Origin of the sequence: Kitasatospora sp. NPDC085464, assembly GCF_044541955.1 — a bacterium.
Classification (GTDB): Bacteria; Actinomycetota; Actinomycetes; order Streptomycetales; family Streptomycetaceae; genus Kitasatospora.
This window is the reverse complement of record NZ_JBITTM010000020.1, coordinates 104,599-128,430: the sequence shown is the minus strand read 5'-3', so window position 1 is coordinate 128,430 and position 23,832 is coordinate 104,599. Positions and strand designations below refer to the sequence as shown.

The following is a 23,832-nucleotide window of genomic DNA, read 5'->3' as shown; positions in this document are numbered from 1 at the left end:
GGTTTCCAGGTCGCACACGCGCTATCTTCGCGCGTAGAGCGTGGGTAGGGCGCGGGCAGGGCCCGGGTAGGGCACAGCCGGGCCCGCGGGAAGCCTCCACGACGGCGGCCGACCCCCGCCGCACCGTACGCTTGCCCCATGCCCAAGACGCCGCTGCACCCCTCGCCCCCTCCGCTGGAGGCCAACGACGTCGCCATCGTCGGCGGCGGCACGGTGCTGTGGTTCGTCGCCTTCCTCGCCCTGCTCCCCTTCCAGGGCACGCTCTCCCAGCACGGCCACGGCACCTGGCCCTGGATCTGCCTGTCCGGCGGACTGCTCGGCCTGATCGGCCTCTGGTACTGCCGCGCCCGGCGGGACGCGATCGCCCGCAGCCGTGCCGCCGGGGCGGCCGGCACCACCGAACGCGCGACGGACGGCAACGGTCAGGACCCGGCCACCCGGTCGGACTGAACAGTCCTTTAGTAGCACGCATCGGACATAAGGCGCCCGTAGAGTCGGTGCCATGACGCAGCCTGCGCAGCCAGCTGACGAGCAGCCGACCGGCGGAGAGCGCCAGGACGGCGCCCACCCCCTCGGGCTGCTGCCCGGCCGGCTCGGCGGTCTGACCGGCGCCGAGGTGGCCGAGCGGGTCGCGAAGGGACAGGTCAACGACGTCCCGGTCCGGTCCAGCCGCACCACCCGGGAGATCGTCCGGGCCAACGTCTTCACCCGCTTCAACGCGATCATCGGCGTGATGTTCGGGATCATCCTGGTCGTCGGGCCGATCCAGGACGGCCTGTTCGGCCTGGTCATCGTCGCCAACACGGCCATCGGCATCATCCAGGAGCTGCGCGCCAAGAAGACCCTGGACAGCCTGGCGCTGATCGGCGAGGCCCGCCCGCAGGTCCGCCGGGACGGCGCCGCCCGGCAGATCGGCGTCTCCGAGATCGTCCTCGACGACACCGTGCTGCTCGGCATCGGCGACAAGGTGATCGTGGACGGCGAGGTCACCGAGGCGGACGGCCTGGAGATCGACGAGTCGCTGCTCACCGGCGAGCCCGATCCCGTGCTCAAGCAGCCCGGCGACCAGGTGATGTCCGGCAGCTTCGTGGTGGCCGGCGCAGGCGCCTTCACCGCCACCAGGGTCGGCCGCGAGGCGTACGCGGCGCAGCTCGCCGAGGAGGCCAGCAAGTTCACCCTGGTGAAGTCCGAGCTGCGCAGCGGCATCGACAGCATCCTGCGGTTCATCACCTACCTGCTGATCCCCACCGCGATCGGCCTGATCATCAGCCAGCTGGCCGTCGAGGGCCGGGACTGGCGCGAGGCCGTGCGGCGGATGGTGGCCGGGATCGTCCCGATGGTCCCCGAGGGGCTGGTGCTGCTGACCTCGGTGGCCTTCGCGATCGGGGTGATCCGGCTCGGCCGCAAGCAGTGCCTGGTCCAGGAGCTCCCGGCGATCGAGGGCCTGGCCCGGGTCGACACCGTCTGCCTGGACAAGACCGGCACCCTCACCGAGGGCGGCATGGACGTGATCGACCTGCGGGTGCTCTCGAACGGGGAGCCCGCCACCGTCGACAAGGAGACCGTCAAGCGCGCGCTCGCCGTGATGGCCGGCGCCGACGCCCGCCCCAACCCGTCCATGCGAGCGGTCATCGACGCGTACGGGCGCGGCGAGGACACCGCCGGCGGTGGGAACGGCGACGGCTGGCGGGTGATCGAGGCGATGCCCTTCTCGTCCGCCCGCAAGTGGAGCGGCGTGCAGCTGCTGGAGCCGCAGGGCGGCGAGGCCAGCTGGCTGCTCGGCGCGCCCGACGTGCTGCTGCCCGCCGGGCACCCGGCGCTGGCCGAGGTGGACGAACTGGGTGCGCGGGGCCTGCGGGTGCTGCTGCTGGGCCGGACGCCCGCACCGCTGGACTCCCCCGATCCGGCGGCCGGGCTCGCCCCGCTCGCGCTGGTGGTGCTGCAGCAGCGGCTGCGCGGCGACGCCGCCGAGACCCTGCGGTACTTCGAGGGCCAGCAGGTCCGGGCCAAGGTCATCTCGGGCGACGCGGCGGTCTCGGTCGGCGCGGTGGCCGGCCACCTGGGCCTGCCCGGCGCAGACCACCCGCTGGACGCCCGCACCCTGCCCGCGGACCCGGAGGAGCTCGCCGAGACCGCCGACCGGACGAGCGTCTTCGGCCGGGTCACCCCGCAGCAGAAACGCCTGCTGGTCGGGGCGCTGCAGTCCCGCGGCCACACCGTGGCGATGACCGGCGACGGCGTCAACGACGTGCTGGCGCTCAAGGACGCCGACATCGGCGTGGCGATGGGCACCGGCTCCGACGCGACCAAGGCGGTCGCCCAGATCGTGCTGCTGAACGACTCCTTCGCGACCCTGCCGTCGGTGGTCGCCGAGGGCCGCCGGGTGATCGGCAACATCGAGCGGGTGGCGTCGCTGTTCCTGGTGAAGACGGTCTACTCGGTGCTCCTGGCGCTGCTGGTGATCTTCACCCACTCGCCGTACCCGTTCCTGCCCCGGCACTCCACCCTGCTGTCCTCGCTGACCATCGGCATCCCGGCGTTCTTCCTGGCGCTCGCCCCCAACAACGAGCGGGCCCGCACCGGTTTCGTGAAGCGCGTGCTGCGGCTGGCGATCCCCGGCGGCATCATCGCCGGCACGGGCACCTTCGTCGCCTACACGCTCGCCCGCATCGACCACGCGACCGACCTCAAGGCCGACACCAGCGTGGCCACCCTGACGCTCTTCCTGATCGCCATCTGGGTCCTCGCCATCGTCGCCCGCCCGTACACCTGGTGGCGGCTGCTGCTGATCGGCTGCATGGGCGGCGCGTTCGCGCTGGTCCTGCTGGTCCCCGCGCTGTCCGACTTCTTCGAGCTCTCCCTGGCCGGCACCCGCGACCCGCTGATCGGCGTCGCCATCGCGGTGGTCTGCGGCATCGCCCTGGAGATCACCTGGCGCTACATGAAGCGCCACGGCCTGGAGTGAGCGGCACCGGGTGAGTGGCGCCGGGCGACGGCGACACGCGCCGCCACATGAGTGACAGTCCCCACCCCGGGGCCCGATGATGGCCCCGGAAGGGGGTGCCGAATGGCGCGCAGGGGTGGGGAGTTGGAGGCGTTCGTCGCCTTCCTGGGCGGACTGCTCGCGGTCGGGCTGACCGTGCTGGCGATGGCGGGCGTCGGCCTGGCGGTCAGGCCGGCGCCCGCACTGCGGGTCGCCGCGCTGGTGACCCTGGGCGCGGTCTGGCTGACCGTCACCGTCACCGTGTACGGCCGGCTGCGGGCGCGCACCGGCTGAGCCCGGCGCGCGCCCGCCGGGCTCAGCCCTCGAAGTCCCGGGCCGCCGACAGCTCGTACGCCCGGTCCGGCTCGCTGAGCGCGGCCAGCACCTCGAAGCGCCGGTGCCACTGCCCGACCGACCAGGCGAGGCCGGCCGCGAGGCCCTCCGGGGTGGCCGCGTGCAGCAGGCCGGGCACCGGCGGGACCTCGAACTCGTCGTCCTCGTCGTCGGCTTCGGCGAGCTCCGGGTCGTACGGCGGCTCCGGGGTGTCCGCCCCGGTGTCCCACCGCCAGTCCACCGCGGCCTCGTCGCCGTCCGGCCCGACGACCAGCAGCTCCTCGTGCTCCTCGTACGCGACGGGGCACCCGGGCAGCAGCTCGCGCACCACGGCCGGCACCCGGTGCAGCACGCCCTCGGAGAGCACCCGGCCGCCGGCCACCTCGCTGGCCAGCGACACGTGCAGCCGCTCGGCGAGGTCGGCCGCGAGCGCCGGGGCGACCGGCAGCAGCGGGTACGGGTGCAGCAGCTGGACCAGGTCGGGGGCGTCCGCGACGACCGCCTCGGTGGCGTCCACCACCACGGTGTGGGCCGGTCGCCGCCCGGTGGCCGGGTCCAGCGGGGGCAGCGCCCGCACCACGTCCAGCGGATCGATCCGCTCGCGCTCCACCCGGGCCAACGCGCTGTGGAGGCCGTGCAGTTGGCGGTGGCCGACCTCGACGGCCGGGTCGGTCATCCGGTCCAGCACCTCGTCCGGCCCGTGCGGCTCGGCGAGCAGCGCGGCCAGCGTGGTGCGCACCCCCAGCGCGTGCAGGAACTGGTCGTCCAGGGTGGTGCGCGCCTCGTCGTAGAGGCCGCGCAGCAGCGGGTCGGCCCCGGCGGCGCGCAGGCCGGCCGGCTCGCGGCCCGCCAGCACCGGGTGGTCGCGCAGCCACCACGCGGTGTACGGGGGCAGGTCGGCGTACGAGCCGTCCGGCAACAGGGTGCGCACCGGGTTGACCACGGCGTCCCGGTACGGCGGGCGGGCCAGCGCGGCGAGCGCCTCGGGCCAGGCGTCGTCGTCCACCAGGTCGAGGTCGCGCACGGCCAGCAGCTCGGCGGCCACCGGCGGCACACCGACGGCCTCGTCGGCCTGCAGGGCCTCCAGCACGTCCTCGGCCCACTCGGCGAGCCCGTCCGGGGCCTCGTCCAGCAGGCCGGTGGGGTGGCCGCCGGCCGCCCGGTCGGCGGGGGCGGTCGGGTCGAGCCGCTCCAGGTCGTCCGGGTCGAGCACCACGTCCTCGGCGCGCACCAGGACGAAGTCGGCCAGCACCCCGACGGCCGCGAGCACCTCGGACCCCCAGCGCTCCAGCAGCTCGTCGTCCACCCAGCCGGCGTCCTCCTCGCGCGCGAGCGCGGCGAACGGGCTGCCGGGCAGCACGAGTTCGCCCGCCCGGGCCGGCTCGCCCTCGTCGTCGAGCAGCGCCAACCGGGCCAGCCAGGGGTGCTCACCCGGCTCGGGGGCGGCCGCCTTCACCAACGCCAGGACGGCGTCGGCGAGTTCGATCGCCGTGTCCAGGTCGTCCTCGGCCAGCTCGTACGAGCGGGCGACGGCGGCGCGTACCTCGGGGGTGTCCAGCACCCCGGCCGGCGTGGCGGTGCCCGCGCCGAGCTTGGACAGCAGCGGGTGGGCGGCCTCGGGGTGCGCCAGGCGCAGGTCGAGCGCGGCCAGTGCGCCGGCCAGCGACTCGGGGTAGCCCGGGAAGGCCGCCCAGTCGGCGTCCTCCGAGGGCAGCAGGACCCGCCGCGGCCCGGTCACCGTCCGGCCGTCCGCGAGCGGCACGGGCAGCGCGCCGAGCGCCTCCGGGTCGGCCCCGCCCAGCGCCGCGTACAGGTTGCGCCACCAGCCGGGGTCGCGGTCCAGGCCGCCGAGCTGGTCCACCACATCGGCCAGCGGCACCCGGCGCACGTTCAGCACCCGCAGCTCGGTGCGGCGCTCCAGACCGGCCGGCAGCAGCCCGGGGAAGATCGGTGCGAGCGCCTCGACCACCGAGCCGTCCGCGCCCTCCAGCAGCGTCGCGTCCCGGGGCCGCAGCGCCGGCGTGCCCTCCTCGACCGGCGCCGGGTGCGGCAGGAACGGCGTGCCGGGCAGCCGGGACAGCACCGCCGCGCGCAGCGCGTTGTCCAGCGCGCCCTGGCCGAGCGGCCCGGGCACGAGGCCGAGCGAGCCGAGGTCGGCTCCGCGGGCGCGCAGCAGGTCGGCGTAGCTGTCGGCGGCACGCTCGGTGAGGAAGTCGGCCAGCGGGCCGGGCGCGACGTGCCGCCGGGTGGAGTCCAGCGGGTAGGAGGCGATCAGCAGCGCGGGCAGGCCGATCGGCTCGTCGCTGGGGGTCGGCGCGTGGAGCACGGACGCGATGCCGGGCTGTTGCGGGACGCCGTCCGCGCCGACCGGCACGGCCCAGGTCACCGTCCAGTACGGGCGGGTGCGCTCCTCGGTGGGCCGGTCGACCAGCAGCTCGGCGGCCAGGCTGCCGGAGGCGCCGGCGGTCTGCCACACCGTCTGCCGCAGCCGGCCGCCCGCGTCGTCGGTGACGGTGACCTCGGTGACGCCGTCCGGGCGGGTCTCGGCGGCGACCCGGGTGAGCGTCCGGGTGCCCTCCGGGGTCTCCACCACGACCTCGGCGAGGCCGGGCAGGGTGAGCAGCAGCGCGTCGTCGATCCCGGCCAGCAGGCGGCGGGTCAGGTCCTCGGCCGCGGCGTCCCGCATCGGCAGCACGACCACCGTGTCGTAGCCCTCGGGGGCCGGACCCTCGGCCGCGAACGGCAGCCGCAGCAGCGGCACGTGGCCGTCCCGGCGACGCAGCTCGTCGGCCAGCGCGGGCTGTGCCTCGGCGAGCGACCGGGCCTCGCCGAGCGACCAGCGCACGCCGCCGGTGGCGCTGAGCACGGCGGGCTCGTCCGTGACGGCGAGGACGGCGGCGAAGCCGACCCCGAACCGGCCGACGGCGGGCGCCTCGCCGCGCTTGGAGGAGGCCCGCAGGGTGGACAGCGACTCGACGGCGGCCGCGTCCAGCGAGGCGCCGGTGTTCGCGGCGGCGAGCACGCCGTCGGCGAGGGTCAGCCGCAGCCGCCCGGGGCCGTGGCCCGCGCGGACCGCCGCGTCGGCCGCGTTCTGCGCCAACTCGACCACCAGGCGGTCCCGGTAGCCGCCGAGCGCGAGCTCCTCCTCGGCGTTGGCGTCCTCCCGGAACCGGGCCGGCGAGGCGGCCCAGGCGTCCAGCACCCGCCGCCGCAGCGCAGCGCTCCCGAAGGGGTCCGAGAGGTGCTCGTCCGTGCCGCTGCCGATGATCCGAGGTTCCACGGGACCTGCCGCCTTCCGCCGCCCTGTACGTCGTAGGGCATTCTTCCCTGCCCGGGCACCCCCGGCGGACCAGGGGCGCCCGCTGCCTCTGCTGAGCCCCCTGTTCCGGTTGGCGAGGGGGGAAGCCGCATGGTCTCCGACGGTGGCGGGAGACCCCGCCGCCCCTGCGCGGCGCGGCCTGTTCGGCCGCCGCTGAGTCCGGGAACGCCGACGGCCCGGCCCGGTGACGAACCGGGGCGGGCCGTACGACGGCGAACTCAGGAGTGGCCGAGTTCCTCGGCGGGGGCGTCGGGCTCGACGGAGCCCGAGGCGCGGTCCGGGTGCAGCTGCAGGGGCTCGACCACCAGCTCGTCCAGGATCAGCTCGGACGGCGCCGGCGGGGCCGGGATGACGGCCGCCTCGGAGTGGCCGCCGCAGCCGTACGCGAACGAGACGATCTGGCCGTCGGCCGGCCCGAACTCGTTGCCGCACACGCCGAAGGCCTGCCCGAGCGAGCCCCCGATCGGGATCAGGAAGCCGCAGCTCCCGCACGAGGCCGGGGCGGCCTGCGCCATCGGGGTCTGCGGGCCGTGGACCTTCTCCCAGCGCTCGGCGGCCAGGTGCAGGCCGAGCCGGGAGAGCACCCGGCTGCGGCCCAGGCCGAGCTCCTCGGCGACGGCGTTGATCCGGGCGCGGGCCGGGGCCGGCTGGACGTGCGGGTCGGTGACGACCAGGTCCTCGTCGTCGGCGAGGGCGACCGCGGAGTTCGGCGCGGGCTCGTCCTCGCCGGTCCAGCCGGGCTCCAGGCGCAGGTCGTCGGCGCCGGTCGGCAGCAGGTCGCCGGGGCCCATGTCACCGGGGCGCAGCCGCTCGCTCCACGGCACCCACTCGGGGGCCAGGACGGCGTCCGGGCCGGGCAGCAGCACGACCTCGTCCAGGGTGACGTTCTTGGCCCGCGGGGCGCGGGCTACGGTGACCGCCCAGTGCCAGCCGCGGTACGCGGCGTCCAGGCACTCGAAGGTGTGGGTGACGACGCGGTCGGCGTCCGCCTGGACGCCGAGGTGCAGCCCGACGGCCTCCGCCCCGACGGCCTCCTCGGCTGCCTGACGGGCGAGTTCGACGGCCTCGGCACAGAGCCGGTCGGGGGTACGGCTTCGCATCGCAGCACTCACGGCGTCGATTCTCTCCCAGTTCTTATGTCGCCCACGGCGTGTTGCCTGGTCCGTCGCGGCTCGGTAGTCCCTCGTCCATTCTGCGCGACCGGAGGCCCCCTCGGGTACCGGCCGCGCCGCTCGACCGGCCTGCCGGCGCCCCGGCGCCCGGCGGGCGGACCTTGGGCAGGCTACCCGCCGCCCGGCACCCCGGCACAGTCCGGGGCGGACGCGGACGTTCCGCGGGCGCTCCGCGAGCACCCGTCGACCGCGCCGAGCGGAGCGCAATCCCGCGTCGCCGCGGCGAATCTGGGGCAGGATGGGCTTGTGGCGGACGACAAACCGTCGCAGCACACACTGCGCGCCTCGCAGGCCGGCAGCCCCGACCAGGCGGACGCCGTGCCGCGACAGCAGCCCCCGGTCCCCGGCGCGGGCGAACCGCAGCCGGCGGGCGGAGCCGAGGCGCCCGCCGCCCCCGTGAGTCTGGTCAAGCCGCCCCGGAGCGCCGCGCCCGGCGAGGTGCTCCGCGGCGTCCCCGGACCGGACGGCCTCCCCGAGTCGGTCGACGCCCCCGGGCCCGACGGCCTCCCCAGGCCGGACGGCGTGCCCGGACCGGACGGCGTGCCGGGACCGGACGGCGTGCCCGGACCGGACGGCGTGCCGGGACCGGACGGCGTGCCCGGACCGGACGGCTTCCCGGCGCAGGACGACGCCCCCGGGCCGGACGGCGCCCACGCCCGGCACCTCACCGCCCTCGACGAGGACCTGGAGGAGGCCCCCGAGCCCCGCCGGCACTTCCTGATCCGCACCGCCTCCGCCGCCGGCTCCCGCACCGGCAAGGTGGTGCACGGCACCGGCCGCCGGATCCGCCGGGCCACCGCCGCCGAGGGCGCGGGCGAGTCCGGCCTCGCCAAGCTGATCGAGCTGCACGCGCTCAACTCCTTCGGCGACATGCTGATCACCATCGCGCTGGCCTCGACCATCTTCTTCTCGGTCCCCACCGGCGAGGCCCGCGGCCGGGTGGCGCTCTACCTGCTGATCACGATGGCCCCGTTCGCCATCCTGGCCCCGGTGATCGGCCCGCTGCTGGACCGCCTGCCGCACGGCCGCCGGGCGGCCATGGCGATGTCGATGCTGGCCCGGGCGGTGCTGGCCTGGACGATGGCCGGGGTGATCGCCGGCGGCGGCATCGCGCTCTACCCGGCGGCGCTCGGCGTGCTGGTGGCGTCCAAGGCGTACGGGGTGGTGCGCAGCGTCGTGGTGCCCCGGCTGCTGCCGAGCCGGCTGTCCCTGGTGAAGGCCAACTCCCGGGTCACCCTGGCCGGGCTGCTGGCCACCGGCGTGGCGGCCGCGGTGGGCGGGCTGCTGCACCTGATCGGCCCGAGCTGGCCGCTGCGCGGCGCCTTCCTGGTGTTCGTCATCGGCACCCTGATGGCCTTCCACCTGCCGCACAAGGTGGACTCGGCCAAGGGCGAGCAGCGTGCCGTCCTGCACGCCGAGGTGCACGGCGAGGGCTCGCACCTGATCCACCACAAGCCACCGCCCGTCAAGGCCTCGCTGCGCACCGTCGGCCCGTCGGTGATCCTGGCGCTGCGGGCGATGTCGGCGATGAAGTGGCTGGTCGGCTTCCTGGTGATGTTCCTGGCCTTCCTGCTGCGGGAGGAGCCGATCGGCGGCCTGCAGCCGACGCTGGCGCTGGGACTGGTCGCGCTGGCGGCGGGCACGGGCAACGCGCTCGGCTCGGTGCTCGGCTCCTGGCTGCGCACCCGCGGCCCGGAGCCGACGATCACCGCGATGCTGCTGCTGGCGACCTGCGCGACGGCGGCGGCCGCGCTCTGGTACGGCGTGGTGACGGTGGTTCTGGTCGCGGGGGTCGCCGGGATGGCGGCCTCGCTGGGCAAGCTGGCGCTGGACGCGCTGATCCAGCGGGACGTCCCGGAGGCGGTGCGGACCTCGGCCTTCGCCCGCTCGGAGACGCTGATGCAGCTGTCCTGGGTGGCCGGCGGCGCGGTCGGCATCCTGCTGCCGCTGAACGGGGTGCTGGGCCTGTCGATCGCCGCCGCGGTGGTCGGCCTGGTGCTGCTGTGGACGCTCCACTCGCTCGTCCGGGTGGGTCTGCGACGGCATCCCGCGGCGCCCCGGGTGGCCTGAACGGGGTGCGGCAACACGCGGTGGCCGACCCCCGCGTAGCGTGATCGGCCTGGCCCGGTAGATTCTGACCCATGAGCCTCAATTCCCGTGCCATCGCCGCCCTCGGCGCCGTCGTCGTGGTCGGCGCCGCCACGGTGGGCACCTCCGTCGCCATCGCGGCCGGCCAGACCGAGCACAACTCGCACCGTGCCACCCTCACGGTCGGCAACTCCTCGACGGTCGCGGACCCGCTGTGCTGGAACAACGGCAGCCCGATCACCGAGGACCTCCAGGACAAGTGCCAGGAGGACGCCACCACCGCCCTGAAGAACGGCACGCTGCCCACCATGGACGTGGTGGCGAGCGACCAGGTCGGCGTCGGCGTCTCCCCGAACGTGGCCTCGTCGGGCTGGTGGGCCTTCAGCAACGGCGGCTCGACCGCCTCCGGCGGGCGCACCAGCCTCTCGGCGTACGCGAAGGGCCCGACCTGGTCGGGTTCCCAGCAGGCGAACAAGATCCTCAACGCCAGCGGCAAGACGCTGATCACGGTGGTCGAGGGCGACAAGAACTCGGACAACCCGATCGCCGTCTGGTACTTCCAGCTGAACACCCAGGACAGCTGACGGTCCTGCGATGACCGCGCACGACGCCGGTAACGGCGCGCACGAGCAGTCGGGCCCCGCGCGGGCCCGGCTGCTCGTCGTCGTCGCGGTGCCCGCCGAGGCGGAGGCCGTGCTGCGCGGCCTCCCGGGCGGCGCCACCGCCCTGCCGCTGCCCGGCGGCACGCTGCACCGGTCCGCCGGCGCTCCGGTGGACGTGCTGGCCGCCGGGGTCGGCCCGGCCGCCGCCGCGGCCGCCGCCTCCGCCGCCCTGGCCGCCCACCCGTACGCCCTGGCCCTCTCGGCCGGGATCGCGGGCGGCTTCGCCCCGCACGCCCCGGTCGGCGCCACCGTGGTGGCCGACGCGATCGTGGCCGCGGACCTCGGCGCGGAGACCCCCGAGGGCTTCGCGGACGTCACCGAACTGGGCTTCGGCACCGTCCGGCACACCCCGCCCCCGGCCGCCGTCGCGCTCGTCACGGGGGCCCTGGAAGGCCGGGACGGCACCACCGGCCCGGGCGCCGTCGTCGGCCCGGTGCTGACCGTCTCCACGGTCACCGGAAGCGCCGCGCGGGCCGCCGCGCTGGCCGCCCGCCACCCGGGCGCCGCCGCCGAGGCGATGGAGGGCTTCGGCGTCGCCGAGGCCGCCGCCCGGTACGGCGTGCCGGCCCTGGAACTGCGCACCGTGTCCAATCCGGTCGGCCCGCGCGACCGGGCCGCCTGGCGGATCGGCGAGGCCCTGGCCGCCCTGGAGCGGGCCTTCGCGGTGCTGCCCGTCCACGAACTGGCCGCGCGGCACGAGCCGGAACCGGCTGCGCGGCACGAACCGATCGAGGAGGCCGGCCGTGGCTGAACGGCTGAGCATCGCGTACTCGCCCTGCCCGAACGACACCTTCGTCTTCCACGCCTGGGCGCACGGCCTGGTGCCCGGGGCGGACGCCCCCGAGGTGACCTTCGCCGACATCGACGTCACCAACGGCCTGGCCGAGCGCGGCGGGCTGGACGTGCTGAAGATCAGCTACGGCGCGCTGCCGTGGGTCCTGGACGAGTACACCCTGCTGCCCTGCGGCGGTGCGCTCGGGCGCGGCTGCGGGCCGCTGGTGCTCACCCTGCCGGGCGTGGAGGCCCCCGCCGACCTCGCCGGGAAGACCGTCGCGGTGCCCTCCGAGCGCTCCACCGCGTACCTGCTGTTCCGGCTCTGGGCGGCGAAGGCGGTGCCGGGCGGCTTCGGCGAGATCGTCGTGCTGCCGTTCCACGAGATCATGCCCGCCGTCCGGGACGGCCGGGTGGACGCCGGCCTGGTGATCCACGAGGCCCGCTTCACCTACCGGCAGTACGGCCTGCACAGCCTGGCCGACATGGGCGAGGCCTGGGAGGCGGAGACCGGCCTGCCGATCCCGCTGGGCGCGATCGTCGCCAAGCGCTCGCTCGGCGCCGAGCGGCTGCGGGCCGTCGCCGACGCGATCCGCACCTCCGTCCGGCAGGCCTGGGCGGACCCCGGGGCGAGCCGCGGGTACGTGCTGGAGCACGCCCAGGAGATGGACCTGGACGTCGCGGAGCAGCACATCGGGCTGTACGTCACCGAGTTCACCGAGGACCTCGGCGAGGAGGGCTACGCGGCCGTCCGCGCGCTGCTCACCCGGGCCGCCGCGGAGGGGCTGGTGCCCCCGCTCGACCCGGGTGCGCTCGCGTTCGGGTAGTCCTCCCCCCGCTCCGCCCCGCCGCCCTACACGTCGAACTGGTCGGCCACCGCGCGCAGCAGGCCGGCCAGCTTCTGGCCGGTCGGCTTGGCGGGGTAGCGCCCGCGCTGGAGGCCGGGCAGCACCGCGTCCAGGGTGGTGATCAGGTCCTGGACGATCGGGGCCATGTCGTCCGCGCTGCGGCGCTGGGCGGCGGCCACCGAGGGCAGTGCCTCCAGCAGCTGCACGGCCATCGCCTGGTCACCGCGGTGCCCTGCGACCACGCCGAACTCGACCCGCTGGCCCGGCTTCAGCACGGTGACACCGGCGGGCAGCGCCTTGGTGTGGACGAAGACGTCGCCGCCGTCGTCGCGCGACAGGAAGCCGAAGCCCTTCGTCTCGTTGAACCACTTGACCTGGCCGGTGGGCATCTCGAACAGTCCTCGAATGGGTGTGAGGGATCCCGGCCCTGGCCGGGGATCACTGGGTGGTGGGAAAGATGCTGCCGACCTCGACTCGGCGCCCGCGGGCGCTCATGGTCAGCACACTGTCAGGAGCAGACTAACGGTCCGTGACTGCCTCATCCGCGTTCCGCGAAGGATCCGCGTTCCGCGGCCCGATCGGGGCGGTCGGGGTGCGGGGATCTCGCGGCCAGGGGCAACCCGGTACTGGCACGGCCGGGTCGCGGCGCTGCGCGGTCCATCGGCTCACACCCCCGGGTCTGAGGACGCGGGGCGCACCTGTAGCGCCCCTCGGCACACCCTCCATACCCCCGCTCAGCAGGGATCAAAACGTTGAGCTGCCGGGAAACTGCGCAACGTGACGAAGCCGCTCCGGTGGGCGGCCCCGCGGGCCGCTCTGCCAGACTGGGGGCGGTCCGGCCCAGCCCCGAGGAGTGAGCAGACGTGAGCAGCCAGAGCGCCGATCCCGGCGACGTGTACGTCAAGGCCGGGGCGATCGTCTTCGGTCTCGGTGCACTCGCCACCCTGGTCACCTTCGTCCCGCTGTTCCTGCACCTGACGCCGCTCCCGACCGCCGCGTACTGGCTGAGCATGCTGATGCCGGCCGGTTTCCTGGCCGCGCTGACCGGACTGTTCCTGAACGCCCGCGACCAGCGCCGCCGCGTCGAGTCCTGAGCCCGGCCCTGAGTCGGGTCCTGAGCCGGTCCCTGAGCGCGCCCTGACGGGTCGGGTTCCCCGGCCGGGTGGCGGGGCCCAAGGGCAGGCGGCGGGCCCTAGGCCAGGTGGCGGGCCAGCCAGTCCGGGAAGCCGGTGAGGTCCGCCAGGACCACGTCCGCCCCGGCCTCGCGCAGCTCGTCCGCCCCGTACGGGCCGGTGGCCACCGCGACCGCGACCGCGTCCGCGATCCGGGCGCCCAGGATGTCGCCGAGGTGGTCGCCGACGTAGATGCTCGCGCCCTGCTCGCGCAGGGCCTCGCCCTTGGTCTCGGCCCAGAGGTCGCCGATCAGCACGTCCGCCGGCAGGCCGGCGTGCTCCAGGTGGAGGCGGGCGTTCGGCTCGTACTTCCCGGTGATCACGGCGACCCGGCCGCCGTGGGCGCGGACCGCCTCGACGGCGGCGTGCGCGCCGGGCAGGGCCACGGTCGGGGCGAAGGCGTGGTCGCGGTAGAGCTCGCGGTAGCGCGTCGCGGCCCGTTCCACCTCCTCCTCCGGGAACCAGTTGCGGATCTCGTCGAGCAGCGGCGGGCCGAGCCTGGTGACCGCCAGGTCGGCGTCGATCGGGGTGCCGGTCTCGGCGGAGAGCGCCAGGTAGGTGGCGTGGATACCCGGCCGGGTGTCCAGCAGCGTCATGTCGAGGTCGAAGCCGACGGTGAGCGGGGCCTGTGGGGTCGCGGGCATGCCGCCAGGCTATCCAACGGACAGCCGGGGCCACGAGGCGATTTGCCCCGCCTTCGCGGCGGAACTTAGGTTTACCTGAGTTGTCCGCGGAGAGGGCCCATGACCGACGACACCACCGCACCGCCCGGTGCGCCGCACCGGGCGCCCCGGCACCGAACGGCGTGGCTCGCCGCCGCCCTGGCCGTCCTGGCCGCCGCGGTGCTGCTGAGCCTCGCGGTCGGCAGCCGGACCGTCCCGTTCGGCGAGACCCTCGACGCCCTGCTGCACGGCGGCAGCACCGCGAACGCCGTGGTGATCCGCGAGCTCCGGGTGCCGCGCACGGTCGTCGGCCTGGCCGTGGGGGCGGCGCTCGGCCTGGCCGGGGCCGTCATGCAGGGCCTGACCCGCAACCCGATCGCCGATCCCGGCATCCTCGGCGTCTCCCAGGGCGCGGCGGCCGGCGTGGTGGTCGCCATCTCCGGCTTCGGGGTCTCCACCCTCACCGGGTACGTCTGGTTCGGCTTCGCGGGCGCGGCGATCGCCACCGTCCTGGTCCACGGGCTCGCCGGGCGCGGCCGGGGCGGGGCGACGCCGGTCAAGCTGGCGCTGGCCGGCTCGGCGATGTCGGCCTTCATCGCCTCGCTGAACACCCTCGTGCTGACCACCGACGCGGCCACCATGGACCGGTTCCGCTTCTGGCACGTCGGCTCGCTCTCCGGGCGGACCTCGGACGTGGCCTGGCAGCTGCTGCCCTTCCTGGCCGTCGGCACGGTGCTGGTCCTTGCGGTGGCGCGCGGGCTGGACGCGCTGGCGCTCGGCGACGACACCGCGAAGGGGCTGGGCGCGAGGACCGGCGCCGTCCGGGCGCTCGGCGCCCTCGGCGCGACCGTCCTCACCGGCTCGGCGGTCGCGGCGGCCGGCCCGATCGCCTTCATCGGCCTCGCCGTCCCGCACGCGGCCCGCGCCGTCGCCGGCGCCGACCACCGCTGGATCCTCGCCTTCTCCGCCGTCCTCGGCCCGGCCCTGCTGCTGCTCGCCGACACCCTCGGCCGGGTCCTGTTCCCGCCGTCCGAGGTCCCGGCGGGCGTGATGACGGCCCTGGTCGGCGTCCCGGTGCTGGTGGCCCTGGTCCGTCGCCGGAAGGTGGTCGCCGCATGAGCGCCGTCTCCTCCGGCGCGGGCCGCGTGCCGCTCCGCGGCTACTCCGTGGTGCGGGCCGGGCGGGCCTCCTTCCTGCTGCACCGGCGCTCGGCGTTCGTCGCCGCCGGGCTGCTGGCGGCGCTCGCCGGGGCGGTGGTGGCCTCGCTGTGCCTGGGCGAGTCCACCGTGTCGCCGGCCGAGGTGGTCAAGGTGGTGCTCGGGCGGCCGAGCCCGGACGAGCTGGTGGTCGGCGAGTTCCGGTTGCCGCGGGTGGTGGTCGGACTGCTGGTCGGCACGGCGCTCGGCCTGGCCGGCGCGCTGATCCAGACCGTCGCCCGCAATCCGCTGGCCAGCCCCGACGTGGTGGGCGTGACCTGGGGCGCGACCGCGACGGTGGTCGGCCTGACGGCGTACGGCGTGGTCGGCTCGACCGGTCAGGCGCCGTACGCGGCGGTGGCCGGCGGCCTGGTGGCCGGGCTGCTGGTGTACGCGCTGGCCTGGCGGCGCGGGCTGCACGCGCAGCGCTTCGTGCTGGTCGGCATCGGGATCAGCGTCGCCCTGTCCTCGCTCACCTCCGTCTTCCTCACCAAGGGCGACGGCTTCCAGGCGCAGGCCGCGAAGGTCTGGATGACGGGCAGCCTGAACGGCGCCGGCTACGACCAGGCCGGCTGGCTCGTCCGGGTGCTGCTCGCGGCCCTGCCCGTCGCGCTGTGGGCGGCGCGCGCCCAGCGGTCGATCTCCTTCGACGACGCGACCGCGGTGGGCCTCGGCCTGCGACTGGACCGGATCCGGCTGGGCATGGCGCTGCTGGGCATCGTGCTGGCCTCCTGCGCGGCCGGGGCCGCCGGGCCGGTGGACTTCGTCGCGCTGATGGCCCCGCAGATAGCGCTGCGGCTGGCCCGCTCGGCGCAGGTCCCGCTGTTCTGCTCGGCGCTGACCGGCGCGCTGGTGGTCGTCCTCGCCGACCTGATCGCCCGGCGGCTGCTGGCGCCGACCGAGCTGCCGGTGGGCGTGGTGACCGGCATGGTCGGCGCGCCGTACCTGATGTGGCTGCTGATCCGATCCCGCCGTGGAGGTTCCTGAGATGTCCGCCCACCGTCTGGAGGCCCGGGGCCTCACCCTGGCCTACGAGACGCGCACGGTCGTCGAGGGCCTGGACGTCCGCATCCCCGACGGCCGGGTGACGGTGATCGTCGGCCCGAACGCCTGCGGCAAGTCGACCCTGCTGCGGGCCCTCGGCCGGCTGCTGAAACCGGTCCGGGGCGCGGTGCTGCTGGACGGCGAGGAGCTGGCGCGGATCCCGACCAAGCGGATCGCGCAGCGGCTGGGCCTGCTGCCGCAGTCGCCGACCGCCCCGGAGGGCATCTCGGTGGCGGACCTGGTCTCGCGCGGGCGCCAGCCGCACCAGAGCTGGTGGCAGCAGTGGTCGCCGGAGGACGAGGCGGCGGTCTCGGAGGCGCTGGAGCGCACCTCGACCGCGGAGCTGGCCGAGCGCAGCATGGACGAGCTGTCGGGCGGCCAGCGCCAGCGCGCCTGGATCGCGATGGCGCTGGCCCAGGGCACCGACATCCTGCTGCTGGACGAGCCGACCACCTACCTGGACATCGCGCACCAGGTGGAGGTGCTGGACCTGGTCCGCCGGCTGAACGTGGAGCGCGGGCGGACGGTCGTCGCCGTGCTGCACGACCTCAACCAGGCGGCCCGGTACGCCGACCACCTGGTGGCGATGCGGGACGGCCGGGTGGTGGCGCAGGGCGCCCCCGGGGAGGTGGTGACGGCGGAGCTGGTGCGCGAGGTGTTCGGGCTGGACTCGGTGGTGGTGCCGGATCCGGTGACGGGCACGCCGCTGGTCGTCCCGGGAGCTCCGTGGGCGGCGACGGCGGCGGTGGACGCCTGACGGCACACCCATCGGCACTTTAGCTGCCATTTCGGACATAATCGACGGCGCCCCGACCACACCAGTCTCCCGAGGACCGCCGATGCCCCGGATCACCCGCCGCACCCTCCTCACCGGCCTCGGCGGGGCCGCGCTCGCGGCCTGTACGGGCGGCACCAGGCAGACCCCGGCTCCGGGCCCGGCGGCCGCCGGCGACCTCGACCCGAGCGCCTCGCCGACCGTCACCCCGGCGCCGCCGGTCACCGTGAACACCGCCACCGGGCCGGTGCTGGTCCCGGCCGAGCCGATGCGGGTGGTCGTGCTGGACACCGACGCGCTCGACTCGGCGCTGACCCTCGGCATCACCCCGGTCGGCGCCGCGCTCCCCGCCCGCGACACCCGCTACCCCGACTACTGGCCGGCCTCCCGGACCACCGGGATCCGGCTGGTCGGCCCCGCCGGTGCGCCCGACCTGCCGACCGTACGGGCGCTGCGGCCGGACCTGATCCTCTCCAACCAGGCGCGCGACGGCGACCGCTACGACCAGTTGCGCGAGCTCGCCCCCACCGTGCTCACCCAGACCACCGGCGCGCCCTGGAAGGCCGACTTCGAGCTGCACGCCCGGGCGTTGGGGCGGGTGGCCGCCGGGGAGGCCTTCGCCGACGCCTACCAGAAGCACGCCGGGCAGGTGGCGCAGGCACTGTCGGCGGCCCGGCTGTCCGGGCGCCGGGTGAGCCTGGTGCGGTTCGTGGAGGGCGGCGGGATCCGGCTGTACGGCCGGCAGAGCTTCCCCGGGACGGTGCTCGCCGATGCCCAGGTGGGGCGGCCGGACGCGCAGAACGTCGACCAGTCGGACTTCGAGGTCCCACCGGACCAGATCGCGAAGGCGGACGGCGACCTGCTGCTCTACGCGACGTACGGCGATCCCGAACAGGCGGGCCTCGACGCGGTGCTGGCGAGCCCGGGCTGGCAGGCGCTGGGGGCGGTCAGGGCGCACCGGGCGTTCCCGGTGGACGACCAGTTGTGGTTCCAGGGGATCGGTTACACCGGGGCCAACTACGTGCTGGACGAACTGCAGCGCTTCCTCGGCGCGTGAGCAGCGGCCCGCTCGGGCACGATCGATCACGATTCGGTCCGACGTTAGGCGCTTGACCTGCCGCTCCGTCAGAATGAGCCGAAAAATCACGGCTCACTCCGGGGGACGACACAGTGTCAACTACCGCACCCACCAACGCAGCTCCGCATGCTCCGGCCCGCAAGGGGAAGGCGGCCGCCCTCGGCTGGCTGATCAGCATCGGCTTCAACGTCGTCGCGCCGATCATGATCTACAACCAGCTGCACGACCACGGCTACAGCGAATCCACCGCCATCCTGCTCTCGGGCCTGGGGCCGGTGATCGACACCCTGATCTACCTCGTCTGGCACCGCCGGATCGACGAGTTCGCCGTGGTCTCCCTGGTCTTCGTCGCCCTGACCCTGGTCGTCGCACTGATCGGCCCGCAGGACCCGAAGATGCTGCTGGCCAAGGACTCCTTCGTCTCCGGCCTGCTCGGCGTGCTCTACCTGGTCTCGCTCGCCGCCCCGAAGCCGATCATGTTCTACTTCGGGCGCAAGTTCGCCACCGACGGCACGCCGGAGATGGTCGCCTGGTGGAACTCCATGTGGCAGTACCCGGGCTTCCGCAAGGTCCAGCGCAACCTGACCATCGTGTGGGGCGTGGCCTTCGTCCTGGAGGCCGTGCTGCGGATCGTGCTGGTCTACACCCTGTCGCACGGCACCGTGGTGACGGTCAACAACATCCTCCCGTACGTGGTGCTCGGCGGGCTGGTCTACTTCACCATCGCGTACGCCAAGCGGGCCGGCGCCAAGGGCCGGGCCGCTGCGGCCGCCGCTGCCGCTGCCACCGGGGCCGCCTCCGCCGAGGCCACCGCGGCGGTGTGAGTCAGCGGGTGCCCGCGTAACGGGCCGGGGAGACACCGACCGCGGCGGTGAAGTCGCGGGTGAGGTGGGCCTGGTCGGCGTAGCCCAGCTCGGCGGCGAGTGCGGACAGGTCCAACTCGCCGCCGAGGCGCGCGCGTTCGGCCGCCTCGTGCAACCGGGCGCGGCGCAGCACCCACTTCGGGGAGGCGCCGACGTACTCGGCGAACAGGCGCTGCAGACGCCGGACGCCGAGGCCGAACTCCCCGGCCAGGTCGGCCACCCGGCACAGGTCCGGCCGGCCGGTGATGCGCTCCACCATCGCCGCGACCTCCTCGGCGACCGGGTCCGGCGCGGGCAGCCGGGGCAGCAGGAAGGCGTCCGCGAGGGCGGCCGGGTCCGCCGCGTCGCCCAACAGCACCGGGTTGAGCCGGTCGGCCGCGGGCCCGAAGAACTCGGCGGCCGGCAGGGTGCGGTCGGCCAGCTCGCCCACCGGGCAGCCCGCGAACGGCCGGAAGGCACCCGCGCGGAACCGGACGCCCAGCACGTGCCCGGCGCCCTCCAGCCGGCGGACGAACAACGAGCGGACCACCCCGTAGACGGTCGCCCGCGGGGCCTCGAACACCAGATGGACGTTGGGGTGGGCGAGCACCTTCTGCTCGTACGCCGGCAGCCCGCGCAGGTCCCAGCCGACCCGCCAGTAGTACTCGACGAACCGCGCCACCTCGGGAGCCGGCTCCAGCCGGTCCACGCTGATCAGCTCGGCCGCCCGGGCCGGGTGGAGCACGCCGCGGCCGAGATCCGGAGAGTCCATGGCGGCCACGTTAGCCGTCGCGTTTCTTCAAGACCCGGTGGTGCGTCCCGGCGCAGGATCGGGGGCATGAACGTCCACCCGATGCACCCCTTCCTGGCCCGCGCCGCCTCCGCCGCGGCCGGAGTCGCCGCCGCCGTCCCGGCCGACCACCCGCCGACCGCGCCGACGCCCTGCGCGGACTTCGACACCCGCGCCCTGGTCAACCACTGGGTGCTCTACACCTCGCACGGCCTGGAGCACCGGGCCCTGCGCACCGAGCTGCCCCCGGAGCTGAGTGCGCGGGACTTCACCGCCGACGCCGAATGGCGCTCGGCGTACGCGGCACAGCTGGAACGCGCCGTCGCGGCGTGGTCCGACCCGGCCGTCTGGGAGGGAGACCTCGACCTCGGCGGCTCGCCGGTCCCGGCGGTGGGGATCGCCCGGATGCTGATCCTGGAGCTGCTCCTGCACGGCTGGGACGTCGCCCGGGCGACCGGCGGGGAGATCGAGGTGGACGAGGACCTCGCCCTTCTGGTCGGCGAGATCGTCGCCGAGAACGCCGAGCTGTACCGGCAGTACGAGGGCTTCGCCGGGGCGGTCGCCCTGCCGGACGACGCCTCCACCTGGGACAGTGCGCTCGCCGCCTCGGGACGCGACCCGCACTGGAAGGCCTAGCGAGGCCGGGGGCCGCCCAGTGCGGCGAGGAGCTTGCCGCGCAGGAGCCGTACCGCCGGGGAGTGCTGGTCACGGCGGCCCGTGAGGCCGAGGCAGGAGCGGACGGCGGCGTCGGCGATCGGGACGGTGCTCAGGCCGGGGCCCTCCACGGAGGACGGGCTGAGGATCGCGACGCCGGCGCCGCGTTCGGCGAGGCGCAGGACGGTCGCCGGGGAGCTGGCGTCGATGTCCACGCGCGGATCGAGGCCCAGCTGCGCGCAGGAACGCTCGTAGGCGGCGCGGATGCCGGTGCCCGGGGAGAGACAGAGGATCTTCTCCCCGCGCAGGTCGCCGAGGGTCAGTCCGGGCCGGTCCAGCGGGTGTCCGGCCGGGACGACGGCCGCGACCTTCTCGTCGATGACGATGTCGACGTCCAGGCCCGCGGCGACCTCGCCCGCGTAGCCGATCAGGGCGAGGTCCAGGGAGCCCGACAGGACCTGTGCCTGGAGCAGGTCGGAGTGCCCCTCGTGCAGGCTCAGTTCGATGCCGGGGTGGGTGCGGCCGAGGTCGGCGACCACGTCGAGGAAGGGCGGGATCGAGCAGCCCATGATCATGCCCAGCCGGACCCGGCCGCGCACCGCGTCGGCGAACTCGGCAGCGGTGTGCCGGATGGCGTCCAGGGTGGCGAGGGCGTTCTTGGCGAGCGGAAGGACGGCCTCTCCGGCGGGGGTGAGGCGGACTCGGCGCCCGGAACGGTCGAGGAGCTGCTGGCCCAACTCGTGCTCCAGCTTGGCGATCTGGGTGCTGACGCCGGACTGGCTCACGTGCAGCCGATGGGCGGCGGCGGTGAAGGTCCCCTCGTCGACCACGGCGGCGAGGTAGCGCAGCTGATGCATCTCCATAACTCAGAATGATAGACAACATCGGATCCATCTGTTGGACGAATGGCTCGTCGCGCGGAACGATGGAGTCATGACGACGACGAAGAACGCACGCGAGCTGGCCGAGACCTACTTCACCGCCTGGGAGGCGGGCGACTTCGAGACCCTCCGAGGCGTGCTGGCCGACGACGTGGACTTCGTGGGGGCACTGGGGACCGCCTCCGGCGTGGAGGAGGCACTGGGCGGGCTGCGGGGCCTCGGGCAGGTGCTGGAGAAGATCGACGTGAAGGTGCGGGTCGCCGAGGGCGACGAGGTGATCACCTGGTTCGAGCTGAACACCAGCATCGCGGAGCCCACGCCGACGGTGAACTGGATGCACGTCGAGGACGGCAAGATCGCCCGGATCCGGGTCACCTTCGACCCGCGCGCCCTGCTCGCCGGGTTCGAGAAGAAGAGCTGAGCCCGGAGGGGTAGGGCAGGAGCGCAGGAGGGCCGTGACCAGCGGGGGTGGTCGCGGCCCTCCTCTGCGTGCTGCTACCCGTCCTCGTCGGGCGGGGTCGCACGGAGGGCGGTGACGACGCCCAGGGCGACGGTCGCGAAGGCGAGCGCGAGGAGGACGGCGAAGGCCGCCCCGATCAGGAATCGCACCAGGTCTCGCGGTCGACGTCGAGGAGGAGGGTGAGGAGGTTCAGGAGGGTCGAGGCGGGGGCGGTGCCGAAGCGGACGAGGACCCGGCCGTCGAGGGTCCGGTCGGTGCCGGCGGAGGGGAAGATCAGGCCGAACCTCCTGCCGCGCTCCTGGACTTCGGCCAAGAGGGTGCGGATGTGGTCGTCGGTGTAGTGCCGGATCCGCGGGTCGGTCGGCTTCATGGGGTGGCGCTTCACGCGACACCGTCCAGCTCGAACCAGACCGACTTGCCGCGCTCCTGGGGATCGACGCCCCAGCGGTGGGTGAGGCCGGCGACCAGCTGGAGGCCCCGGCCGGACTCGGCGAGGAGGCCGCGGGCGGCCGGGGAGGGCACGATCGGGCTCTCGTCCGTGACGGAGACGCGGAGCGAGCGGTCGACGGAGATGATCTGGACGATCGGCGCGGGGGTCGCGCCGTGCCGCCAGGCGTTCACCAGGAGCTCGACGAGCGCGAGCTGCGCGTCGAAGATGGTGGAGGGGGACCAGCCGACGCGGGTCATGGTGTCGCCGAGGGACTGACGGGCGATGGCGATCAAGGGCGTGTTGAGGTGACGCATGGGACTTCTCCCGAGGCGTGAGTGAGGGAAGAACCGGCGGAACACATGTCGCCGTGAGCCAGGCCAGGCAGATGGGCGTGGCTGCTCTGCGGTGCTTGCTAGCAGGCGTTACTGACGATCCGTCGGATCGAGGTGGAAACGACGATAGCGCAGAACTACTTAAATTTAGGTAGTTCTAGCAATGGTTCCCTCTCCCGAGGGACGGATGGCCCCGCGGGGCGCCATCGAGGCAGACTGATCCCATGCCTGGTCGCCAGAACCCAACCTTCCGCCAGCGTCGCCTGGGCACCGAACTGCGAAAGATGCGTGAGCAGGGCGGTCTCGGCGGCAGCCAGCTCGCTCGTGCACTCGGAGTGAGTGCCGCTCAGGTGACGCAGATGGAGAACGGCAAGACCAGTGTCAACGTCGATCGGCTCCGGTCCTTCTCGGCCGCCTGCAAGTGCCTGAATCCACGCTTGATCGCAGCTCTGGAAGCCATGGCCCAAGACCGTTCCAAGGGTTGGTGGGAGAAGTACCGAGGCACGGTCCCGGACGGCGTCCTTGAGAACGCGGAGTTCGAGAAGTCCTCGCGCGAGCTCATGATGTGGCTCCTGACCCATATGCCCGGCCCCTGCCAGACCTTCGACTACGCCTCAGCCGTCTTCGGACGCGTCTTTCCTCCGCTGCCTCAACACGAGCTGTCAGCTCGTACCGCGTTCAGGATGGAGCGCAAAGCTGAACTGCGCCGAAACCCGAAGCCCCTGACCTTCTTCATCTACGAGTCGGTGTTGTGGACGCGCTTCGGAGGGACACCGACCCTCAAGGAACAGCTCTCCTCCCTACTCGAAGACTCCGAGCTGCCCTGGATGACGATTCGCGTCGTCCCGTTCGACATCGAGACCTTCCCCGGGCCCGCCGAAAACCTCACCTACGCGTTCGGCGCCGTGCCTGAACTCGACACCGTCGAACGAGAGTCCTCCCACGGCCCCGAATACCTCGATGCGGTCGCTGAGCTGACCAGCTACCGGGCCATCTTCGAACGGACCGAAGCATCAGCGCTGAGCGAGGATGCCTCTCGCGACTTGATTCGCAAGATCGCGCGAAACCTGTGAAAGGGCCGGACATGACCGACACCAAGTGGCAGAAGTCTTCCTTCAGCGGAAACGTCGAGAACTGCGTAGAGGTCCGCTCATTCGACGGGATGGTCGAACTCCGCGAGTCCGACGAGGGCCACGTCATCCTCCGCACCACCCCCGCCGCCCTCGCCGCCCTCCTCCAGGGCATCAAGGCCGGCGAATTCGACCACCACGCCTGACCCCCAGCGGCCCCTCGCGCGCAACCGCGCGAGGGGCCGCAAAACCGGACCGACCCCGGAAGAG

The 23,832-nt window shown here is 74.3% G+C and carries 25 protein-coding genes; 17 read left to right on the top strand and 8 right to left on the bottom strand.

Features of this window, described 5'->3' with window-relative positions; translation table 11 throughout:
* Positions 1–138 precede the first annotated feature (138 nt).
* From ACIGG8_RS19670 to ACIGG8_RS19660, 3 genes are all read left to right on the top strand, one after another.
* Positions 139–450, top strand: a complete 312-nt coding sequence (locus ACIGG8_RS19670) for a DUF2530 domain-containing protein (RefSeq protein WP_396549417.1) — start codon at positions 139–141, stop codon at positions 448–450.
* A gap of 52 nt (positions 451–502) precedes the next feature.
* Positions 503–2,965 carry an HAD-IC family P-type ATPase gene (locus ACIGG8_RS19665; RefSeq protein ID WP_396549416.1) on the top strand — a complete coding sequence of 821 codons (2,463 nt, stop codon included), beginning with the start codon at positions 503–505 and terminating at the stop codon, positions 2,963–2,965.
* Positions 2,966–3,067: 102 nt separating this feature from the next.
* On the top strand, positions 3,068–3,277 hold the full coding sequence (locus tag ACIGG8_RS19660; protein ID WP_396549414.1) for a hypothetical protein: 210 nt from the start codon (positions 3,068–3,070) through the stop codon (positions 3,275–3,277).
* Positions 3,278–3,299: 22 nt separating this feature from the next.
* On the opposite strand, the gene ACIGG8_RS19655 is transcribed toward ACIGG8_RS19660, so the two are convergent.
* Together ACIGG8_RS19655 and ACIGG8_RS19650 are read right to left on the bottom strand one after the other, a co-directional pair.
* A complete protein-coding gene (locus ACIGG8_RS19655) occupies positions 3,300–6,596 on the bottom strand; it encodes a sacsin N-terminal ATP-binding-like domain-containing protein (protein WP_396549412.1) in 3,297 nt (1,098 codons plus the stop codon).
* Between the two features lie 257 nt (positions 6,597–6,853).
* Entirely contained in the window at positions 6,854–7,735 is an 882-nt protein-coding gene (locus ACIGG8_RS19650) for a DUF3027 domain-containing protein (RefSeq protein ID WP_396549441.1), read from the bottom strand.
* A gap of 756 nt (positions 7,736–8,491) precedes the next feature.
* On the opposite strand from ACIGG8_RS19650, the gene ACIGG8_RS19645 reads away from it, so the two are divergent.
* The 4 genes from ACIGG8_RS19645 to ACIGG8_RS19630 all read left to right on the top strand — a co-directional run bounded on the left by ACIGG8_RS19645 (position 8,492) and on the right by ACIGG8_RS19630 (position 12,155).
* Positions 8,492–9,877: an MFS transporter gene (locus ACIGG8_RS19645; RefSeq protein ID WP_396549440.1), complete on the top strand. Its 1,386-nt coding sequence runs from the start codon at positions 8,492–8,494 to the stop codon at positions 9,875–9,877.
* A gap of 71 nt (positions 9,878–9,948) precedes the next feature.
* Entirely contained in the window at positions 9,949–10,479 is a 531-nt protein-coding gene (locus ACIGG8_RS19640; protein WP_396549411.1) for a hypothetical protein, read from the top strand.
* 10 nt (positions 10,480–10,489) lie between these two features.
* Positions 10,490–11,308, top strand: a complete 819-nt coding sequence (locus ACIGG8_RS19635; protein ID WP_396549409.1) for a futalosine hydrolase — start codon at positions 10,490–10,492, stop codon at positions 11,306–11,308.
* Positions 11,301–12,155, top strand: coding sequence for a 1,4-dihydroxy-6-naphthoate synthase (locus ACIGG8_RS19630; RefSeq protein WP_396549407.1), 855 nt, complete (start codon positions 11,301–11,303; stop codon positions 12,153–12,155). Before ACIGG8_RS19635 ends, ACIGG8_RS19630 begins: the two co-directional genes overlap by 8 nt.
* Positions 12,156–12,181: 26 nt before the next feature.
* Here the strand turns inward: ACIGG8_RS19630 and ACIGG8_RS19625 are convergent, their stop codons facing one another.
* Entirely contained in the window at positions 12,182–12,565 is a 384-nt protein-coding gene (locus ACIGG8_RS19625; protein WP_270144901.1) for a cold-shock protein, read from the bottom strand.
* A 474-nt stretch (positions 12,566–13,039) separates the two neighbouring features.
* Between ACIGG8_RS19625 and ACIGG8_RS19620 the strand changes: the two genes are divergently transcribed.
* Positions 13,040–13,270 carry a hypothetical protein gene (locus ACIGG8_RS19620; RefSeq protein WP_350525124.1) on the top strand — a complete coding sequence of 77 codons (231 nt, stop codon included), beginning with the start codon at positions 13,040–13,042 and terminating at the stop codon, positions 13,268–13,270.
* Between the two features lie 98 nt (positions 13,271–13,368).
* Here ACIGG8_RS19620 and ACIGG8_RS19615 read toward each other — a convergent pair whose 3' ends face one another.
* Positions 13,369–13,992 (bottom strand): HAD family hydrolase, encoded by a 624-nt coding sequence (locus ACIGG8_RS19615; RefSeq protein ID WP_396549404.1) that lies wholly within the window; start codon positions 13,990–13,992, stop codon positions 13,369–13,371.
* A gap of 99 nt (positions 13,993–14,091) precedes the next feature.
* Between ACIGG8_RS19615 and ACIGG8_RS19610 the strand changes: the two genes are divergently transcribed.
* The 5 genes from ACIGG8_RS19610 (at position 14,092) to ACIGG8_RS19590 (ending at position 18,927) form a co-directional block, all read left to right on the top strand.
* The gene (locus tag ACIGG8_RS19610) at positions 14,092–15,129 is read left to right on the top strand and encodes a FecCD family ABC transporter permease (RefSeq protein ID WP_396549403.1); all 1,038 of its coding nucleotides are present in this window, start codon (positions 14,092–14,094) and stop codon (positions 15,127–15,129) included.
* A complete protein-coding gene (locus tag ACIGG8_RS19605; RefSeq protein WP_396549401.1) occupies positions 15,126–16,193 on the top strand; it encodes a FecCD family ABC transporter permease in 1,068 nt (355 codons plus the stop codon). Before ACIGG8_RS19610 ends, ACIGG8_RS19605 begins: the two co-directional genes overlap by 4 nt.
* 1 nt (position 16,194) lies before the next feature.
* A complete protein-coding gene (locus tag ACIGG8_RS19600; RefSeq protein WP_350525128.1) occupies positions 16,195–17,007 on the top strand; it encodes an ABC transporter ATP-binding protein in 813 nt (270 codons plus the stop codon).
* Between the two features lie 82 nt (positions 17,008–17,089).
* Positions 17,090–18,082: an ABC transporter substrate-binding protein gene (locus ACIGG8_RS19595; RefSeq protein WP_396549399.1), complete on the top strand. Its 993-nt coding sequence runs from the start codon at positions 17,090–17,092 to the stop codon at positions 18,080–18,082.
* Positions 18,083–18,195: 113 nt separating this feature from the next.
* Positions 18,196–18,927, top strand: a complete 732-nt coding sequence (locus ACIGG8_RS19590; protein ID WP_396549398.1) for a VC0807 family protein — start codon at positions 18,196–18,198, stop codon at positions 18,925–18,927.
* A 1-nt stretch (position 18,928) separates the two neighbouring features.
* Here ACIGG8_RS19590 and ACIGG8_RS19585 read toward each other — a convergent pair whose 3' ends face one another.
* Positions 18,929–19,717 (bottom strand): DUF6597 domain-containing transcriptional factor, encoded by a 789-nt coding sequence (locus tag ACIGG8_RS19585; protein WP_396549396.1) that lies wholly within the window; start codon positions 19,715–19,717, stop codon positions 18,929–18,931.
* 66 nt (positions 19,718–19,783) lie between these two features.
* Between ACIGG8_RS19585 and ACIGG8_RS19580 the strand changes: the two genes are divergently transcribed.
* Positions 19,784–20,371 carry a TIGR03086 family metal-binding protein gene (locus ACIGG8_RS19580; protein WP_396549395.1) on the top strand — a complete coding sequence of 196 codons (588 nt, stop codon included), beginning with the start codon at positions 19,784–19,786 and terminating at the stop codon, positions 20,369–20,371.
* Here the strand turns inward: ACIGG8_RS19580 and ACIGG8_RS19575 are convergent.
* The gene (locus ACIGG8_RS19575) at positions 20,368–21,252 is read right to left on the bottom strand and encodes a LysR family transcriptional regulator (protein ID WP_396549393.1); all 885 of its coding nucleotides are present in this window, start codon (positions 21,250–21,252) and stop codon (positions 20,368–20,370) included. The two genes, ACIGG8_RS19580 and ACIGG8_RS19575, sit on opposite strands and share 4 nt — an antisense overlap.
* A 70-nt stretch (positions 21,253–21,322) precedes the next feature.
* On the opposite strand from ACIGG8_RS19575, the gene ACIGG8_RS19570 reads away from it, so the two are divergent.
* The gene (locus ACIGG8_RS19570; protein ID WP_396549391.1) at positions 21,323–21,691 is read left to right on the top strand and encodes a nuclear transport factor 2 family protein; all 369 of its coding nucleotides are present in this window, start codon (positions 21,323–21,325) and stop codon (positions 21,689–21,691) included.
* Between the two features lie 175 nt (positions 21,692–21,866).
* Here the strand turns inward: ACIGG8_RS19570 and ACIGG8_RS19565 are convergent, their stop codons facing one another.
* A complete protein-coding gene (locus ACIGG8_RS19565; protein WP_396549390.1) occupies positions 21,867–22,100 on the bottom strand; it encodes a hypothetical protein in 234 nt (77 codons plus the stop codon).
* Between the two features lie 11 nt (positions 22,101–22,111).
* Entirely contained in the window at positions 22,112–22,474 is a 363-nt protein-coding gene (locus ACIGG8_RS19560) for an ATP-binding protein (protein WP_396549388.1), read from the bottom strand.
* Positions 22,475–22,716: 242 nt separating this feature from the next.
* On the opposite strand from ACIGG8_RS19560, the gene ACIGG8_RS19555 reads away from it, so the two are divergent.
* Together ACIGG8_RS19555 and ACIGG8_RS19550 are read left to right on the top strand one after the other, a co-directional pair.
* The gene (locus tag ACIGG8_RS19555; RefSeq protein WP_396549386.1) at positions 22,717–23,565 is read left to right on the top strand and encodes a helix-turn-helix domain-containing protein; all 849 of its coding nucleotides are present in this window, start codon (positions 22,717–22,719) and stop codon (positions 23,563–23,565) included.
* Between the two features lie 11 nt (positions 23,566–23,576).
* Positions 23,577–23,768: a DUF397 domain-containing protein gene (locus ACIGG8_RS19550; protein WP_396549385.1), complete on the top strand. Its 192-nt coding sequence runs from the start codon at positions 23,577–23,579 to the stop codon at positions 23,766–23,768.
* Positions 23,769–23,832 lie beyond the last annotated feature (64 nt).